A 15,697-nucleotide genomic window follows, 5' to 3' on the forward strand; every position below is an offset into this window, starting at 1 on the left:
GTCTGGCAAGCAACCTGTCTCAAAGTATTCCTGCAGGCCCGGCCGCTTGTGGCGGCCTGGGCGGGCAGAATGAGCATAGCGTAAAAGATTGCCGCATGGCAAGACTGTTTTCTTGTTCATGTTGCAAAAAATATGACTGAATGGCAAGTGGTATGCTTGCTCCTCAATCGGCGCTGTCGCAGGGCCCGCTGCCATAGGGGCTGAGGCGTCCCGGCGGGTCCACGCGGCGCGCGCTGAAATCGCTGGCCAGCGTGGGTAATGGCCATTCCGCCGTGGCGCTCGCTTCCGTGCCGCTGACGGTGCCGCGTACGGTCAGCGCCACGTGCACCCAGGAACCAAAATTGCGCGGATAGCTGACGGTGACGGTGGCCATGCCCAGCGCGTCGCTCAGGCCGCTGGCGCTGACGGTCAGGGGGATGCCCGGATCGAGCACGCCATTGCCGTTGCGGTCGTAGGCGGCGTCAAAGATGCCGTTGCGCAAGACGTCTTCATTGGCGCAGCTGTAGAGGGGCAGGGCCGGGCGCCAGACGCCTGTGTCGGGGAACTCGGGCTTGTCCGCCTGCCACACGTAAGATCCCTTGGCATAGCGGCTGGGCCAGGCGGCGGCCGTGATGGCGACGCCCGGCACGGCATTGCCGGCGCTGTCGGACACGAACACGGCAAAGTCCTTCTGCAGCACGCTGGGTGAATATTCGCGCAGCAGGCTGCCCGTGCCCAGCTTGATCGACAGCGCTTGCCGCGCCACCGTCAGGCGCACGAGGGCCGTGGCCGCCGCTTGCGGCGCGCCTTCGATGCGGGCCTGGATCAGCACGCCGTCGCGGCCGCTGTCGGCTGGCCCCGCCACAAACACGGCGCGCGCCAGGCCATCGCTGCCCGTCAGCACCCGGCCCGCCTGCCGCAGGTAGCCGCCGCTGGGGTCGCTCAAGATGGAAAACAGCACGGGCGCGTTCTTGACCAGGTTGTTGGCCGCGCCATCGCGCACCACGGCGCTGATTGTGCTGATACTTGTGCTGACGTTGTCGGCCGATGCCGCCGAAGTGGTCGTATTCGCGCGCAGCACTGCCGGGTCCGCTTGCACGGCCAGCTTGCTGGCGCCGCTCAGGGGCGCGACGAATTCCAGCCGCGTCTGGGCCGAGGGTCCGCCCGCCACGGCGGCCGTGAGGGTGGCCACGCCCGCGTTGGCCGATTGCACATAGCTGCGCGGCAAGTTGCCATTGCTAAAAATCAAGCTGGCAGGCAAGGCCTGGCTGCACGCGCTGTCGCTGAACAGGCTGCCGCGCGAGGTCGACAGGCTGGCGCTGCCCGCTTGCGGCACGCCCGCCTTGTCATAGCGCGCGTCGATGGGCTGGCACGCCAGGGTCGCCACTTCCGGCAGCACGTCCGCGCCGCTGGCGTCCTGGCCCACGGCCGGACTCAGGCGCAGGTCGCTGCCGGCCACGGCATACGCTTGCGTGGCGGCGGCGCCCAGCGCGCTGACGGACACGGCATCCTTGCCCAGGCTGCCTGCGGTCAGGCGCAGCACCAGCTGGCCTTGCGCATTGCTGAGCGCCGCGCTCCCATCCTTGACGCGCACGCCGTTGCCGGCGCCCGTGCTGTAGGCGATGGCGGCGCCGGCCACGGGTTTGCGCGCCGAGTCGCGCACGGTGACGGTGAGGTCGGCGCCCTGGCCCAGCATCAGGGCGGCCGGCCCCAGCACTTCCACGCTGCTGCCCGTCACGGCCACCGTGCCCTTGCCGCTGCGCGCGCCGACAGTCGCCGTCACGGTGATGCTGCGGTTGCTGTTGGCGCCGCCGGTCCCCAGCAGGGCGCGCGCCTGGCCGTTCTTGTCCGTCACGGCGTCGACGCTGCCGAGGATGCCGGAATCGGCGGCGAAGGAAATCTTTGCGTTTGGCAAGGCGAGGTTGGCGCCATCCTTGACGAGGGCGGTGACGGCCACTTCGCTGCCGGCCAATCCCGCCGAGGCCAGTTCCGTGCTGGAAAAGACCAGGTTGACGGCGCTGGCCAGGCTGGCCGGCTCGGGCGGCGTGACGGGAGGAATCACGGGGGGCGTCACGGGCGGGGTGACCGGCGGCTTCACGGGCGGCACGGTGGGCGGCGGGCTGCCGCCGCAGCCTGTCGTGCTGTGCAGCGAGCAGCCGGCGCCGGCCTGGGTATCGGCGGAACCGCCGCCGCAGCCGGCCAGGGAAACGAGGAAGGCTGCCAGCAAGGTAGCAGGCAGCAAAGCAGCGGGCAGGCGGCGTGGGTGGCGCAGGCGGGCGAGGGGCACGATGGGTCTCCTGGAGCTGGCCGAGTTGCTCGGCATTCATTTCCCAAGAGTAGCTTTTGCGCGCGGCCGCTACTTGATGCAAAGCAAGTTTATGCTGTTGACCCCGTCGAATGGGTTTTGCTGGTGCAATAGCCTGCCTTCTGATAACATAACGCCCCTTTATTCAGGGAAGGGTCGACATGGCCAATGCTTGCGGCGTCGATTTCGGCACGTCAAATTCCACGGTAGGCTGGGCACGTCCCGGGCAGAGCACCATGCTCGGCCTGGAAGATGGCAAGACGACCCTACCGTCCGTCGTCTTCTTCAATGCGGAAGACGAGGAAGTCAGTTTTGGCCGCGCGGCGCTGGCCGGCTATCTGGCCGGTTACGAGGGGCGCTTGATGCGCTCGCTGAAAAGCTTGCTGGGCACTAGCCTCATCGATGGCCAGACGGAAGTGGGTGGCCGCGCCTTGCCATTTCGCATGTTGCTGGCGCAATTTATTGGCGAAGTGAAACGCCGCGCCGAGCAGTCCGCCGGCCGCGAATTCTCGTCCGCCGTGTTCGGCCGTCCCGTCTTCTTTATCGACGACAATGCGCAAGCCGACCAGCTGGCGCAAGACACGCTGGCCGAAGTGGCCCGCTCCGTCGGTTTCAAGGACGTCGCGTTCCAGTTCGAGCCGATCGCCGCCGCGTTCGACTACGAGTCGCAAATCGACAAGGAAGAACTGGTGCTGATCGCCGACATCGGCGGCGGTACGTCCGACTTTTCGCTGGTGCGCCTGTCGCCGGAACGGGCGAAGAAAACCGAGCGGCGCGACGACATCCTCGCCACCGGCGGCGTGCACATCGGCGGCACGGATTTCGATAAATACCTGAGCCTGTCTTCCGTCATGCCCTTGCTGGGCTACGGCAGCCGCCTGCATAACAATAGCGAAGTGCCGTCCAGCTATTATTTCAACCTGGCGACCTGGCACACGATCAACCTGGCGTACACGAAGAAGATCTGGGTGCAGCTGGCCGACGTGTGCCGCGATGCGCGTGAGCAAGACAAGATGGGCCGTTTGCAAAAGCTGATCGACGAGCGCGCCGGCCACTGGCTGGCCATGAAAGTCGAAGAGGGCAAGATTGCCCTGTCCGACGCGGCCGAAGTGCAGCTGGAACTGGACCGCCTGTCGCCCGCGCAAAGTCTGTTGCTCAAACGCACGCAGTTCGACGAGGCCATCGGCCACCTGTGCGGTTCCGTGGAAGAAACCGTGCTGCGTCTGCTGCGCGACGCGGGCGTGGCGCCGGAAGCCGTCGACACCGTGTTCTTCACGGGCGGTTCGAGCGGCGTGCGCTTGCTGCGCGAAAAGATCGCAGCCCTGGTGCCGGCCGCGCGCAAGGTCGAGGGTGATCTGTTCGGCAGTATCGGTGCGGGTTTGGCGCTGGACGCCGTGCGTAAATTTGGTTGATAAAATGTGCATGGCGGCGTTGCCGCGTCTTGCCGTACTGGTGTACTGTCTGCGACGCGGCGCCTTGCCCTGCGCATTTTATCGATACCCCCACTGTTGCACCCACGAAAGAACGCCCCATGAATGTGTTTGACAAACCGATCGTCATGATCGACTTCGAGACGACCGGTTTATCTCCCGACATGGGCGACCGCATCACGGAAGTGGCGGCGCTGCGCATCGAGGGCGGGCAGATCACGGACCGCTATGTGACCCTGATCAACTGCAATGCGCGCATTCCCTCGTTCATCACGGGTTTGACGGGCATCACGCAATCGATGGTGGACAAGGCGCCGCCCGTGGCCGAGGTGGTGCCGCAGTTGCTCGACTTCATCGGCAGCGATGCCTTGTCGGCGCACAATGCCAGCTTCGATGAAAAATTCCTGCGCGCGGAAAGCGCCAGGCTGAACCTGACACCGGCGCACCAGTCGCTCGTGTGTTCATTGAAACTGTCGCGCCGCGTGTTTCCCGGCATGGCCAGCTACAAGCTGGGCTTGCTGTCCAGCCAGCTGGGCATCGCCTTCAAGAGCGCTGCCCACAGGGCCGAATCCGATGCGGAAGTGGCGGCCCAGGTGCTGATCCATATCGGCCGCCATTTGCGCAGCAGCTATGGCATCGCCGACGTCGACGCGGACTTGCTCGTGTCGCTGAACAAGCTGGCCGCCGCCAAGGTGCCGCAATTCCTGCAAAAACATCCATCACGCCGCTGAGCGCCATGCCTGCCTAAGCGGGCTCATCAAAACGATATAATTTTGTTATTTCGTTTGAGCCTGCTCAAGTCCTTCCCCCGCATCGAATTTAAAATTTAAGCAACACATGATTTCGCCGCCCTGGGCCGCCGTTTTGCGCGTGCTGCCAGCAAGCGCAATGTGGATGGGGGCGCACATGGACAAGCACCATACTGCCAGAGATAGCCACGAGGCGTATATCTGGTTCCGCACGGCTGCCGAGCAGGGCAATGCCTACGCCCAGTTCAACCTGGGCTTGATGTACAAGAAGGGCGAAGGCGTGGCGCAGGACGATGCGCGCGCCTTTGTCTGGCTACGGCTGGCCGCGCTGCAAGGGCTGGCGTTCGCGCAAAACCACCTGGGCGCCCTGTATTACCACGGCCGCGGCGTGGCGCAGAGCGACGAGGACGCCGTGCTGTGGTTTCGCCGCGCGGCTGCGCAGGGCGATGCGTCGGCCCAGCAAAACCTGGGACAGATGTACCGCAAGGGACGGGGCGTGCTGCAGAGCGACGAACTGGCCCTGGCGTGGTTTTACCGCGCCTCCGAACAGGGCGTGGCCAGTGCGCAATCCTTGCTGGGCGAAGCCTATGCGCAAGGCCTGGGCGCGAAAAAGAACGATGCGCTGGCCCTGGCCTGGTTCCGCAAGGCCGCCTTGCAGGGCGATGCGCAGGCACAGCTGAACCTGGGGCTCGTCTACAAGCGGGGCCAGGGCGTGGCGCAAAGCGATACGCAGGCGCTGGCCTGGTTCCGCCAGGCCGCCGCCCAGGGTCTGGCCGTGGCGCAGCGGCAACTTGGCGTGGCGTATGCGGAAGGCCTGGGCGTGGCGCCCGATCAGCTGCGCGCCTACGCCTGGCTGCAGCGGGCGGCCGAGCAGGATGACGCCGACGCCCAGTTCAACCTGGGCCTGATGCTGGCGCGGGGGCTGGGCGTGGAAAAGGACGAGGCGCGCGCCGTCGTCTGGTACCGGCGTGCCGCCCTGCAAGGTCATTGCATGGCGCAATACAATCTGGGCGGCATGTTTGCAGGCGGGCGGGGCGTCGCCCGCGACCTGCGCCAGGCGCTGGACTGGTATGCCAGGGCGGCGGCCCAGGGCGCGTCGAATGCGCAGTTCAACCTGGGCGTGATGTATGCCAATGGCCAGGGCGTGGAGCGCGACGAGGTGTGCGCCGTGCGCTGGTACCGCACGGCGGCCGAGCAGGGCGATGCCAGCGCGCAAAACAACCTGGGCGTCATGTATGCGAGCGGCCACGGCGTGCCGCAAGACGATGGCCTGGCCGTGCAATGGTATGCGCGCGCGGCCGGCCAGGGCCATGCGCTGGCGCAGTACAACCTGGGCGGCATGTACAACAGCGGGCGCGGCGTGGAGAAGGATCCCGTTTGCGGCTATATGTGGCTGGTGCTGGCGGCCGAGGGCGGCGATAGCGGAGCGGCCAGGGCGCGGGAAGCGGCTGCCGCCAGGCTGGAGCCGGCACAGCTGCAAGAGGCGCAGCAACGCATGCGGCAATGGCACCAGGTGCGTTCCCCGCCACGGCCGCCACGCCCACAGCGCGACTGAAGCGTGGGCGCGGACGCGGGCTGCGTGCGATAATTGCCGGCAGGAATGTCGCGAAAGCGGCGTGTTTTTTGGCACAGCGAAAGGCGGAACATGGTAAGGCAGGCAGGCGAGGATGCATCCGAGCAAAAAGTCATCGACGACATCGCCACGCATGGCTGGCATGGCGTGCATATCAGTGCCGATGAAGAGGGGCCCGGCTACGCCTTCACGATAGGTGCTTGCCACAGCTTTGGCCAGCCTGAATTTCTCATCATGGGCTTGCCGCGGGCCATGGCCCACCAGATACTCGACGTGGCGCTGGACGCCGCGCGCAGCGGCGCCATCACGGATTTCACGGCCACCACGGACGTCTTGCTGGAGGGCCATCAGTGCGCCTTCGTGCGCGTGCCCGTCGAGCAATACCGCAACTATGTCGGCTATGCGCGCTGGTATTACCAGGGTGACGACTTTACCGTGTACCAGATCGTCTGGCCGTCGCGCGATGGCCATTTTCCATGGCAGGCGCAAGCCAGTGCGCAGTACGTGGAAAGTCAGCCTCTGCTGGGACCGGCGCCGCTGGCGGCATGACGAGAATCGTGACCGGCACGGCCACCCTGTGCGTGTTCGACCCGGCCCTCTTGCGCCACAAGCTGGAAGATGACTGCGACTGGTGGAGTATTCCCGGCGCGGAACTGGCGGCCGTGAATGGCGGCCAGGTGGCGTTTTTCAACGTGGGCGGCGACGGCGCGTATGACATCGCCTTGCACGCCGAACTTGCCGAGCCGCAGGCTATCGTGCATCTGGCCGTGGTTTCCGGCCGCGTCTTCATCGGCGCAGGGGAAGACGTCACCGGCGGCGGCCTGGAACCGGACACGGCATATGGCGGCCTGTTCGTCGACGTGCCCGCGGGCAGTTACCGTCTACTGGCGCGCCGCGATGAGGCACGCATCAGCCTGGCATTCGTGCCCGATGCCCGCAGCAGCAATGCGTTTGGCGACCTCGTGCGTATTTGAGCGTGCCTGGCCTGTCCCTGTCCAGCTTTTGACTATTGCCCCTGGCTACGCATCCATGCGCGCCACGCCCACGCCTTGCCGCCGGTCCAGGAACAGGCTGTTGCCGTGGATTTTCTTTGCCTGCTTCTTCGCTTCCGCCGCCTGCGTGGCAATCTGGTGGTGCGTGTAATACTGGTGCGCCTCGACCTTGATGACGCCCAGGGATAGGCTGATCAGGGAATAAAACACTTTCTTGCCTTGCCGGTCTTCGCTGATGTAGCCGCCCCGTTCGCAATCGCTGGTGCTGTAATAGGCGAGGATGGCGGCCGCGAAGTCGTCCAGCATGGCCTGGCAGCGCGCTTCCCAGTCTTCGCTCTGGAACAGGATCATGAAATCGTCGCCGCCGATGTGGCCGATGAAGTCGCGGTTCGGGTCGCAATGGCTGCTGAGGATTTCTCCCGTCAGCTGGATCACGTCGTCGCCCTTGCGGTAGCCGTACACGTCGTTGAAGGGCTTGAAGTGGTCGAGGTCGCAATAGCAGACCCAGAAGCGGCTGCCACTGTGCAGCAGGCGGTCGATATGCTCGTTGATGGGCACGTTGCCGGGCAGTTGCGTCAGCGGGTTGGCATAGCGGGCCGCGTTGATCTGCATCTGCGTGATTTCGCGCATCAGGTCGTGTCCCGTGCCCATGCCCAGGTAGCGGCCGTGTTCGGTAATGATGAAACCGTTGAACAGATGGTGGGCGCTCGATTGCACCATGGTGTAGCTGAGTTCCTGCAAGCTCGTCTCGTGGTCGGCGATCAGGGGCGTGGCATCCATGAACAGGCTGCATGATTTCTTGCCATACAGTTCGCGCTGGTAGGGACGGGCGAAGTGGTCGATCATCTCGAAGCGGCTGATCAGGCCCAGCGGCACGCCATCGTCGACGACGGGAATGATCATCAGCTTCGGGTCTTTCAGGAAAATATCGTACACCTCGTTATTGTTTTTCTCGGGCGAAACGGCCGCCACGCGGTGCAGCAGCTTGCGGATGCTGGCGCCGTTCTTTTCCAGGCTGCTGCGCTGCGGATACACGGCCACGCCGTTGCGTCCCAGCGCCTGCACCACTTCGGCCGGCAGGGCGCGCGCCGGCACCGCGTTGGGCCGGCCCAGGTGATAGCCTTGTCCGAACGCCACGCCCAGGTCGCGCAAGACGAGCAATTCCGTCTGCGCTTCGATGCCTTCGGCAATCACCAGGGTGCCCGATTTCTCCGCGATTTCCTGGATCGAGCGCACGAACTGCAGTTTCACGGGGTCATTATTGATGCCCTGGATGAAATGCATGTCGATTTTCACGTATTCCGGGCGCAGTTCCGACCACAGGCGCAGGCTGGAAAAGCCCTCGCCCAGGTCGTCGATGGCGATCTGGAAACCCATGTTGCGGTAGTGCAGCACCGCTTCGCGCATCAGCTCGTAGTCGTACGTGGGCTGGTTTTCCGTCAGCTCGATGATGACGCGGTCCGGATTGATGCCGATGTGCTCGATGTATTCCAGGGTTTCGCCATGGCGGGCATTGCGCAGCAACAGGCATTCGGGGCTGACATTGAGAAACAGCTTGCCCGGCAGTTGCAGTTCGGCGAAGCGTTCGAGCACCACTTGCCGGCACAGGTGCTCCACTTCCAGGGTCAGGTCATGCGCGCGCGCCACCTTGAACAGATTCATCGGCGCGTGCAATGGGCTGTCGGACGGCCCCCGTATCAAGCCTTCGTAGCCGATGATGTCGCCGCTGTGCATGTGGATGATGGGCTGGAACAGCGCGCTGAGCTTGCGGCCCGCAATGATCTCATGCAAGGCATCCGTCCCTTCGATGCTCATGGATATCGATGGTGGCTTCAGGTAAGCCACATTCGATGGCACCGCGCCGGGCGGCGCGGCGGTGGCGGTGGGGAGGGCGAGAGTGTGCATAGGCGGATGTGGCGGCACGGCCTCTGGACGGGCCATGAACATGTTGCCGATAGTAAAGAAGATTTATGACGGCTTGATGAAACGACTTTGTTTTTGATAATGTTTCTTGCATGAATGTCAGTTTGCCGATTCCGGCGAAGGCGAGATTTATCATGGTCATTCACGTAAATTCCCCAAACAAAAGACGGTAAATCCACTGGATAACTGTGCTTTAAAAGTGGCAATCCGCGCTATGATTTCTCTTGGCGAAAGTCAACATGGGCAGCCGCCGCGCATGCAGGCGGCCTGCTTTCCTCGACATCCAACAATGAGACAACAACCCATGCAATTACGTAGTGCAACCCTCATATTCAGCTTGATGGCCGCCTTCGGTGGCAATGCCCTGGCGCAAAGCGCCGCGATGCCATCGTGCCCGGCCGGCGATGGCGCACCCGTGACGTATCCGGTCAGCAAAAAAGTCGACCAGCAAGACAGCTATTTCGGCACCACCATCGCCGATCCGTACCGCTGGCTGGAAGACGCCAACAGCGCCGAGACAGGCGAATGGGTTGCGGCGCAAAACAAGCTGACGCAATCGTACCTGGGCACCATCCCGGAGCGCGCCGCGATCAAGCAGCGCCTGACCAAGCTGTGGAACTATGAGCGTTTCTCTACGCCAACGAAGCAGGGCGGCCGTTACTTCTACAGCCGCAATGACGGCTTGCAGAACCAGGCCGTGCTGTACACGGTGAAAAAACTGACGGACGAGCCGCGCCTGCTGCTGGACCCGAACACCCTGTCCACGGATGGCACGGTGGCGCTGGCCGGCACTTCGATCAGCCCGAACGGCAAGTACCTGGCGTATGCCACGTCCGCTTCCGGTTCCGACTGGAACGAGTGGAAGGTGCGCGACATCGAATCGGGCAAGGATTTGACGGACCACATCAAGTGGGCCAAGTTCTCCGGCGCTTCGTGGACCAAGGACAACACCGGTTTCTTCTACAGCCGCTATGACGCGCCGAACGAAGCCACCAAGCTGGCCGATATCAATTACTTCCAGAAATTGTATTTCCATAAGATCGGCACGCCGCAAAGCGACGACGTGCTCGTCTTCGACCGTCCCGACCAGAAGGAATGGGCGTTTGGCGGCAGCACCGTCAGCGACGACGGCAATTATCTGATCATCACGGCCACGCAAGGCACGGAACGCAAGAACCGCATTTTCTACAAGGACTTGCGCCAGAAGAACGCCAAGGTGGTGGGCTTGCTGGAAGCATTCGATGCGTCGTACTCGTTCATCGACAATGACGGCCCCGTGTTCTTCTTCAAGACGGATAACAAGGCGCCGAAATCGCGCGTGATCGCCATCGACACGCGCAAGCCTGCGCCCTCCGACTGGAAGGAAATCGTGCCGCAAAGCGCGGAAACCCTCGTTGCCGTCAACCTGATCAACAACCAGCTGGTGCTCGATTACTTGAAAGATGCGCAAACGCAAATCAAGATCGTCGACCTGAACGGCAAACTGGTGCGCGAAGTGGCCTTGCCGGGCATCGGTTCGGCTGGCGGCTTTGCCGGCAAGCGTGGCGACACGGAAACGTTCTACTCGTTTACCAGTTTCACGACGCCAGCGACCATCTACCGCTACGACATGAAATCGGGCAAGAGCAGCGTGTACCGCCAGCCGAAGGTCGATTTCGACCCGAACGCCTTTGAAACGCGCCAGCAATTCTTCACCAGCCGCGACGGCACCAAGGTGCCGATGTTCATCGTCTCGAAAAAAGGCATGAAGCTCGACGGTTCCAACCCGACCTATCTGTACGGCTATGGCGGCTTCAATATTTCGCTGACACCGAGCTTCTCCGTGGCAAATCTTGCCTGGGTGGAAATGGGCGGCGTTTACGTGATGGCCAACCTGCGCGGCGGCGGCGAATACGGCGAAGCCTGGCACCAGGCTGGTACCAAGCTGAACAAGCAAAACGTGTTCGACGACTTTATTGGCGCGGCGCAATGGCTGGTGGACAACAAGGTCACTTCGCCATCGAAGCTGGCCATCGGCGGCGGCAGCAATGGCGGCCTGCTGGTGGGCGCGGCCATGACGCAGCGTCCCGACCTGTTCGCCGCGGCGATCCCGCAGGTGGGCGTGCTCGACATGTTGCGCTTCCACAAGTTCACCGTGGGCTGGGGCTGGGTGCCTGACTACGGTTCATCGGACGATGCCGAGCAATTCAAGGCGCTGGTGAAATACTCGCCGCTGCACAACCTGAAGGCGGGCGGCTGCTATCCAGCCACCATGATCACGACGGCCGACCATGACGACCGCGTCGTGCCTGCCCACAGCTTCAAGTTCGCCGCCGCTGCCCAGGCAGCGCAAGGCGGTGCGGCCCCCGTGCTGATCCGCATCGACAGCAAGGCCGGCCATGGCGCCGGCAAGCCGACGACCAAGCAGATCGAAGAAGTGGCCGACCGCTGGGGCTTCCTCAGCCGTTCGCTGAAGATGACGCCAGTAGTGGCGGAGCCGGCGAAAGTGGCGGCGCAGTAATCGGGTAGTGCTCAGGTAAAAAGCGCGGGTGCCGTTGGCCCGCGCTTTTTTACGTCCGGTGCAAAGGCGCGATGCGCGCCAGCACGCCGTTGCCAAACGTGGACTGGAACGGCAAATCCTTGCGCTGCGCATAGCCGATATAGCAATCGCACTTGAAGCGGGGGCAGGATTTTTCTTGCAGCATGTCCGCCAGGTCGTCCGTGTACAGGTTGCCTAGGCGCTCGGGCACGAAATGGCAGCGCGCCAGCTCGCCGGCGCCATCGACGGACAGCGACGCCTCGCCCGCCAGACAGGGCTTGCCGCGCGAGGGCGAAGGGCGCCGGTTTTGCGCGAACCACGGGTCGACGGCGTCCAGCCAGGCCAGGTCTTCCACCGCGTAGTAGCCGGGACCACGCCGGTCATACGCGTTCAGCCACAGGTAGACGTGCGCGGGCAGGGCCGCGCGCAGGGCGCGGATGGCGTCCAGGTGCTCGTTCATCGCCACGACGCCGACGGAATAGCGCACGCCCATGGCGTCGAGGCGCGCGCAGCGTTCGAGAAAGCGGGCCAGCGTCGTCTGGTCCGGGTGGTAGGTGCACCACAGGCCGATCTTTTCCAGTCCATCCATCCCCTGCAGCCAGTTCAGGGGGCCGGACAGATTCGTTTGCAGCGCCACCTGGCGCACGTGCGGCAGTGCGGCCAGGGTTTGCATGGCCGCGCGGTAGTGGCGCCGCACCAGCGCTTCGCCCCAGGGGGTGAACAGCACGCCGATGGGGCGCGTTTGCCGCGCAATCCAATCCGTAAAACGCGCCACTTCGTGCGCATCGCGGGCCAGCGCGGCGCGGCTGTCGCGCTTCTTGGCAAACGGGCAGTAGCCGCAGGCGTAATTGCAGCTCGCCAGCGTGCCCCGGTACAGCAGGGACAGAGTGTCAGGCTGCGTTGTCAGCACGCCTGGCCCTCTTGCGCCATCAGCGCGCGCACCGTTTCGGAGGCCAGCCACGGGCCGATGGTGTCGGCATAGCTGTAGCCGCGGTCATTGAGGCGCAGCAGCGGACCATCCTCCTGCACCAGTTCCAGCGCGTGCAATTCGGCCAGCTGCGGCAGATCCATCTCGCAGCGCGTGCCGAAGCGCGCCGTGTAGGCGTCGCGGTCCAGGCCCGGTTCCGTCAGCAGCGACTGGATCACGTAGCGCCGGCGCTGTTCTTCCTCGCCCAGCACGTAGCCGTGTTCCGCCTGCGCGAAGCTTACTTCGTCCAGCGCCAGGTAGTTGTCGATGATGCCGATGGTTTCAGTTCTCGCCACCGCGTACTCGCTCGAATAGTGCAGGCTGGCCGTGTAGGAGCGCGCGCCCGCGCCCAGGCCTAGCATGCCGTCATTCTGGCAGCAGTACGAGGGACCGTTTTGTTCCGGCGCATGGGGAGCGCGGAACATGCGCATCGATACCTGCTCATAGCCTTGCGCGCGCAAATGGTCGCGCGCGGCCGCGTACAGAGCCAGCCGGCTGTCGCCGTCCTGCGCCAGCATGATGGGGTTCAGCGTATCGGCGCCTTTGCGCCGCGCGATCTTGCCAAGGCCCGTCTGCTCGCGCACGTACAGCGGATACAGATAGATTTCCTCGGGCCGGAAGGCCAGCGCGCTGTCGATGGACGCCAGCAGGCTGGCCACCGTCTGGCCCGCGATGCCGTAGATCAGGTCCAGGTTCAGGGTGGGAAAGCCGGCCGCGCGTATCAGGCCGATGGCGTGATGGACGGTGGCGTTTTGCTGGGGACGCGCCAGCGCGCGCATCTCGCCGGCGGCAAAGCTCTGGATGCCCAGGCTGACGCGGTCGATGCCGTGCGCGCGGCAGACGGCCAGGCGTTCGGCCGTGATGGTTTCGGGCGACGCTTCGATGCCGGCCGGCGTGGTTTGCAGGTCGATGCCGAGGATGTCGCGCGCGCCGCACAGCAAGGTGTCCAGCTGCGCCGGCGACAGGTAGGTGGGCGTGCCGCCGCCCAGCGCGAAGCGGGCGAAGCGCCGCTCGCCCAGCGCGCCGGCCAGGGCGCGCATCTGCACCAGCACTTGCCGCACGTAGCGTTCGACCATGTCGGCGCTGGGGCGGGCCATGGCGAACAGGTTGCAAAAGCCGCAGCGCATCTCGCAAAACGGAATATGGATGTACGCGAACAGGGCGGAGCGGTCTTGCCGCGCCCACAGGGGCGCCAGCGGCGCCGCCTGCGGCAAGGCGCGGTAGGCCGCCTTGTGCGGATACGAATACGAATACGCCTGATAGGGCGTGTGGCGCATGCGTTGCGCCAGGGTGCCAGGTTGTTCGGCTGGGTTCACGGTGGGGACTCCTTGGGAGGTGTATCGGGGGCGATGAAGAAGTGCGCATATGGCACGTTCCACACGCTGTCGTGGGCGATGCGGTGGCCGCGGTAGCCATCTTCGCCATAGGCGCTGCCGTGATCCGAGCAGACGATGGCGAACGTGGGCGCGCGCGCGGCGCAGGCGGCAAACAGGGGCGCCAGCGCGCCATCCACATAGCGCAGCGCTGCCGCGTGGCTGTCCAGGCAATCGGCGCGGCAGCCGGGCAGGTAGGCGCGGTTCGGTGTGTGCAGGGCGGCCACGTTGATGAACAAAAAAGTGCGCTGATCGCCATCCGCCAGGCGGGCTATGGCCAGCGCCACCTGCTTTTGCGTCGAATGGCGGCTGGCCACGCCCATGCCCGCGCTCCAGTGGCTTTCCTGGAACAGCGACGGCAGCACCGTGCCCAGCGCCGTTTGCTTGTTGAAGAAACCCACGCCGCCGATGCAGATGGTGCGGTAGCCGCGCGCGGCCAGCGCGGCGGGAAGGTCCGCTTCCTCGAAGGCGAACGTGTGCTTTGACGTCGTTTCGCTGCCCGCAAAAGCGCTGGCGAACAGGCGCGGATGGCGGCCCGGCGCGGCTGGCGTGGGCAAAAAGCCCGCGAAGAAGGCCTGGTGCGCGGCATAGGTGAACGTGGCGGGCGAGTGGCGCCGTTCCCAGCCGCCCGGCGGTAAAAAACGTCCCAGCACGGGCAATTCACCCGCCTCGTACAGGGCTTGGGCCACGTCAAAGCGCAGGGTGTCGAGCGTGAGGAAGACGATATCGTGGCTGCCGACGATGGCGTGCATGTCGGGGATGGCCGGTGTGTCCGGTGTATCTTTAAGCATGTGTCAGTTGCGTCAATTGCGCCGCATAGGTGTCCGCGCCTTGCCACAGCAGGCCTGGCAGCAGGTCGCCGAAGGCGTTCGCTTCCAGCACGTGGGCCTGGCCCTGGCGCACGACGAGGTCGTAGCCCGTCACGTGGCTGGCGGGGAAGGCGCACGCGGCCTGGGCGGCAGCCGCTTCCAGCGCCTCCAGGTCGGCTGCGTTCAAGAGGCCGGATGCCTCGCCGCGCCGGTTGTCGAGGTGCAGATTCGTCATCATGTGCTGTCCGATGCGCGCCACCCGGTGCGCGGGCTGGCCCGCCAGGGTCACGACGCGCAGGTCGTAGTGGCTGTCGCCGCAGCGCGGCTTGTTCAGCCACGTTTCCGCATACAGTTCCTGCGCGGCCAGCGCGTCGACGAGGGCGGCGATGTCGTGCTGCGTGTCATAGCGCGCCATGCGCTTGACATTGAACAGGCGCGCCGCGCCATCCCCATGCTGCAGGGCGGCCGAGGTGGTGGCTTGCTGGCGTCCCGCCTTGTTCCGGCGGTAGGCGACGACGCCGGACGCGGACGAGCCGTAGCGCGGCTTCAGATACACGCGGTCGAGGTCATGCTGGTGCAGCAGCGCTTGCAGGTGCTCGTAGCCATGCACGGGGCCGAGCAGGGCGGGAATGGCGACGCCGTGCGCGGCCAGGTGGTGCTGGCAGGCCAGCTTGTCCGTCATGCGGACAATCTCGGCCGGCGCATTGAAGACGCGTATTGCCGGCAAAGCCGCCAGTTGCCCCGCCAGGTCTTGCATGGCGCTGGCAAAGCCCGCAAACCACGCATCCATGGCCAGCAGTTCGCCATGTTCGGGCGCACGCGCGGGCGCGCGGTCCAGCAAACGGCAGCCCGCCTGCAGCAAGAGAAAATGGGCGGCGGGATCGTCGCCGGGCGGCTCGATCTTCAGCAGGCCGGGCTGGCGCAAGGCGTCTGCCAGCAGCGCCGGCCGCGCCAGCCAGTCGCGCCATTCCAGCACCTGCGCGGGCGGCAGGCGCAGTTGCGCGCGCGCCGCCTGCATCAGGCGCACGCGCTTGCTGCCGGCGCTGGCCAGCAGGGTGAGGGGTGTAGCCAAAGGAAAA

Annotated in this window: 12 protein-coding genes; 6 read left to right on the top strand and 6 right to left on the bottom strand. The window is 64.9% G+C overall.

The annotated features are described in order from the left end of the window. Positions 1-163: 163 nt before the first annotated feature. The gene (locus VPH40_RS01745) at positions 164-2,266 is read right to left on the bottom strand and encodes an Ig-like domain-containing protein (RefSeq protein WP_328572456.1); all 2,103 of its coding nucleotides are present in this window, start codon (positions 2,264-2,266) and stop codon (positions 164-166) included. A gap of 179 nt (positions 2,267-2,445) precedes the next feature. Between VPH40_RS01745 and VPH40_RS01750 the strand changes: the two genes are divergently transcribed. From VPH40_RS01750 to VPH40_RS01770, 5 genes are all read left to right on the top strand, one after another. After that, entirely contained in the window at positions 2,446-3,696 is a 1,251-nt protein-coding gene (locus VPH40_RS01750) for an Hsp70 family protein (protein ID WP_034781446.1), read from the top strand. A gap of 119 nt (positions 3,697-3,815) precedes the next feature. Next, complete coding sequence (locus VPH40_RS01755) at positions 3,816-4,445, top strand: 3'-5' exonuclease (protein WP_328572457.1); 630 nt, start codon at positions 3,816-3,818, stop codon at positions 4,443-4,445. A gap of 175 nt (positions 4,446-4,620) precedes the next feature. After that, a complete protein-coding gene (locus VPH40_RS01760) occupies positions 4,621-6,018 on the top strand; it encodes a tetratricopeptide repeat protein (protein ID WP_328572458.1) in 1,398 nt (465 codons plus the stop codon). 90 nt (positions 6,019-6,108) lie between these two features. Beyond that, on the top strand, positions 6,109-6,585 hold the full coding sequence (locus tag VPH40_RS01765) for a DUF4262 domain-containing protein (RefSeq protein ID WP_328572459.1): 477 nt from the start codon (positions 6,109-6,111) through the stop codon (positions 6,583-6,585). Further along, the gene (locus VPH40_RS01770; RefSeq protein ID WP_099664163.1) at positions 6,582-7,010 is read left to right on the top strand and encodes a DUF6386 family protein; all 429 of its coding nucleotides are present in this window, start codon (positions 6,582-6,584) and stop codon (positions 7,008-7,010) included. The genes VPH40_RS01765 and VPH40_RS01770 overlap by 4 nt, the downstream gene beginning before the upstream one ends. A gap of 45 nt (positions 7,011-7,055) precedes the next feature. Here VPH40_RS01770 and VPH40_RS01775 read toward each other — a convergent pair whose 3' ends face one another. Then, positions 7,056-8,843, bottom strand: a complete 1,788-nt coding sequence (locus tag VPH40_RS01775) for a GGDEF domain-containing protein (protein ID WP_328573325.1) — start codon at positions 8,841-8,843, stop codon at positions 7,056-7,058. Positions 8,844-9,255: 412 nt separating this feature from the next. Here VPH40_RS01775 and VPH40_RS01780 point away from each other — a divergent pair, with 412 nt between their 5' ends. Further along, the gene (locus VPH40_RS01780; protein WP_328572460.1) at positions 9,256-11,451 is read left to right on the top strand and encodes a prolyl oligopeptidase family serine peptidase; all 2,196 of its coding nucleotides are present in this window, start codon (positions 9,256-9,258) and stop codon (positions 11,449-11,451) included. Between the two features lie 49 nt (positions 11,452-11,500). On the opposite strand, the gene VPH40_RS01785 is transcribed toward VPH40_RS01780, so the two are convergent. The 4 genes from VPH40_RS01785 to VPH40_RS01800 are packed head-to-tail and all read right to left on the bottom strand — an operon-like array spanning position 11,501 to position 15,690. After that, positions 11,501-12,379 carry an STM4011 family radical SAM protein gene (locus VPH40_RS01785; RefSeq protein WP_328572461.1) on the bottom strand — a complete coding sequence of 293 codons (879 nt, stop codon included), beginning with the start codon at positions 12,377-12,379 and terminating at the stop codon, positions 11,501-11,503. Then, entirely contained in the window at positions 12,373-13,752 is a 1,380-nt protein-coding gene (locus VPH40_RS01790; protein WP_328572462.1) for an STM4012 family radical SAM protein, read from the bottom strand. The genes VPH40_RS01785 and VPH40_RS01790 overlap by 7 nt, the downstream gene beginning before the upstream one ends. Then, positions 13,749-14,600: an STM4013/SEN3800 family hydrolase gene (locus tag VPH40_RS01795; RefSeq protein ID WP_328572463.1), complete on the bottom strand. Its 852-nt coding sequence runs from the start codon at positions 14,598-14,600 to the stop codon at positions 13,749-13,751. Before VPH40_RS01795 ends, VPH40_RS01790 begins: the two co-directional genes overlap by 4 nt. Next, the gene (locus VPH40_RS01800) at positions 14,593-15,690 is read right to left on the bottom strand and encodes an STM4014 family protein (RefSeq protein WP_328572464.1); all 1,098 of its coding nucleotides are present in this window, start codon (positions 15,688-15,690) and stop codon (positions 14,593-14,595) included. The genes VPH40_RS01795 and VPH40_RS01800 overlap by 8 nt, the downstream gene beginning before the upstream one ends. Between the last annotated feature and the right edge of the window lie 7 nt (positions 15,691-15,697).

This window comes from Janthinobacterium sp. P210005 (assembly GCF_036231865.1).
In the GTDB taxonomy this organism is placed as follows: Bacteria; Pseudomonadota; Gammaproteobacteria; order Burkholderiales; family Burkholderiaceae_D; genus Janthinobacterium; species Janthinobacterium kumbetense.

Excerpts from the sequence above, each read along its gene's own strand:
- VPH40_RS01760 (WP_328572458.1), top strand. The coding sequence starts at position 4,621 with ATGGACAAGCACCATACTGCCAGAGATAGCCACGAGGCGTATATCTGG.
- VPH40_RS01765 (WP_328572459.1), top strand. The coding sequence starts at position 6,109 with ATGGTAAGGCAGGCAGGCGAGGATGCATCCGAGCAAAAAGTCATCGAC.
- VPH40_RS01750 (WP_034781446.1), top strand. The coding sequence starts at position 2,446 with ATGGCCAATGCTTGCGGCGTCGATTTCGGCACGTCAAATTCCACGGTA.
- VPH40_RS01775 (WP_328573325.1), bottom strand. The coding sequence starts at position 8,843 with ATGAGCATCGAAGGGACGGATGCCTTGCATGAGATCATTGCGGGCCGC.
- VPH40_RS01780 (WP_328572460.1), top strand. The coding sequence starts at position 9,256 with ATGCAATTACGTAGTGCAACCCTCATATTCAGCTTGATGGCCGCCTTC.
- VPH40_RS01770 (WP_099664163.1), top strand. The coding sequence starts at position 6,582 with ATGACGAGAATCGTGACCGGCACGGCCACCCTGTGCGTGTTCGACCCG.
- VPH40_RS01755 (WP_328572457.1), top strand. The coding sequence starts at position 3,816 with ATGAATGTGTTTGACAAACCGATCGTCATGATCGACTTCGAGACGACC.
- VPH40_RS01795 (WP_328572463.1), bottom strand. The coding sequence starts at position 14,600 with ATGCTTAAAGATACACCGGACACACCGGCCATCCCCGACATGCACGCC.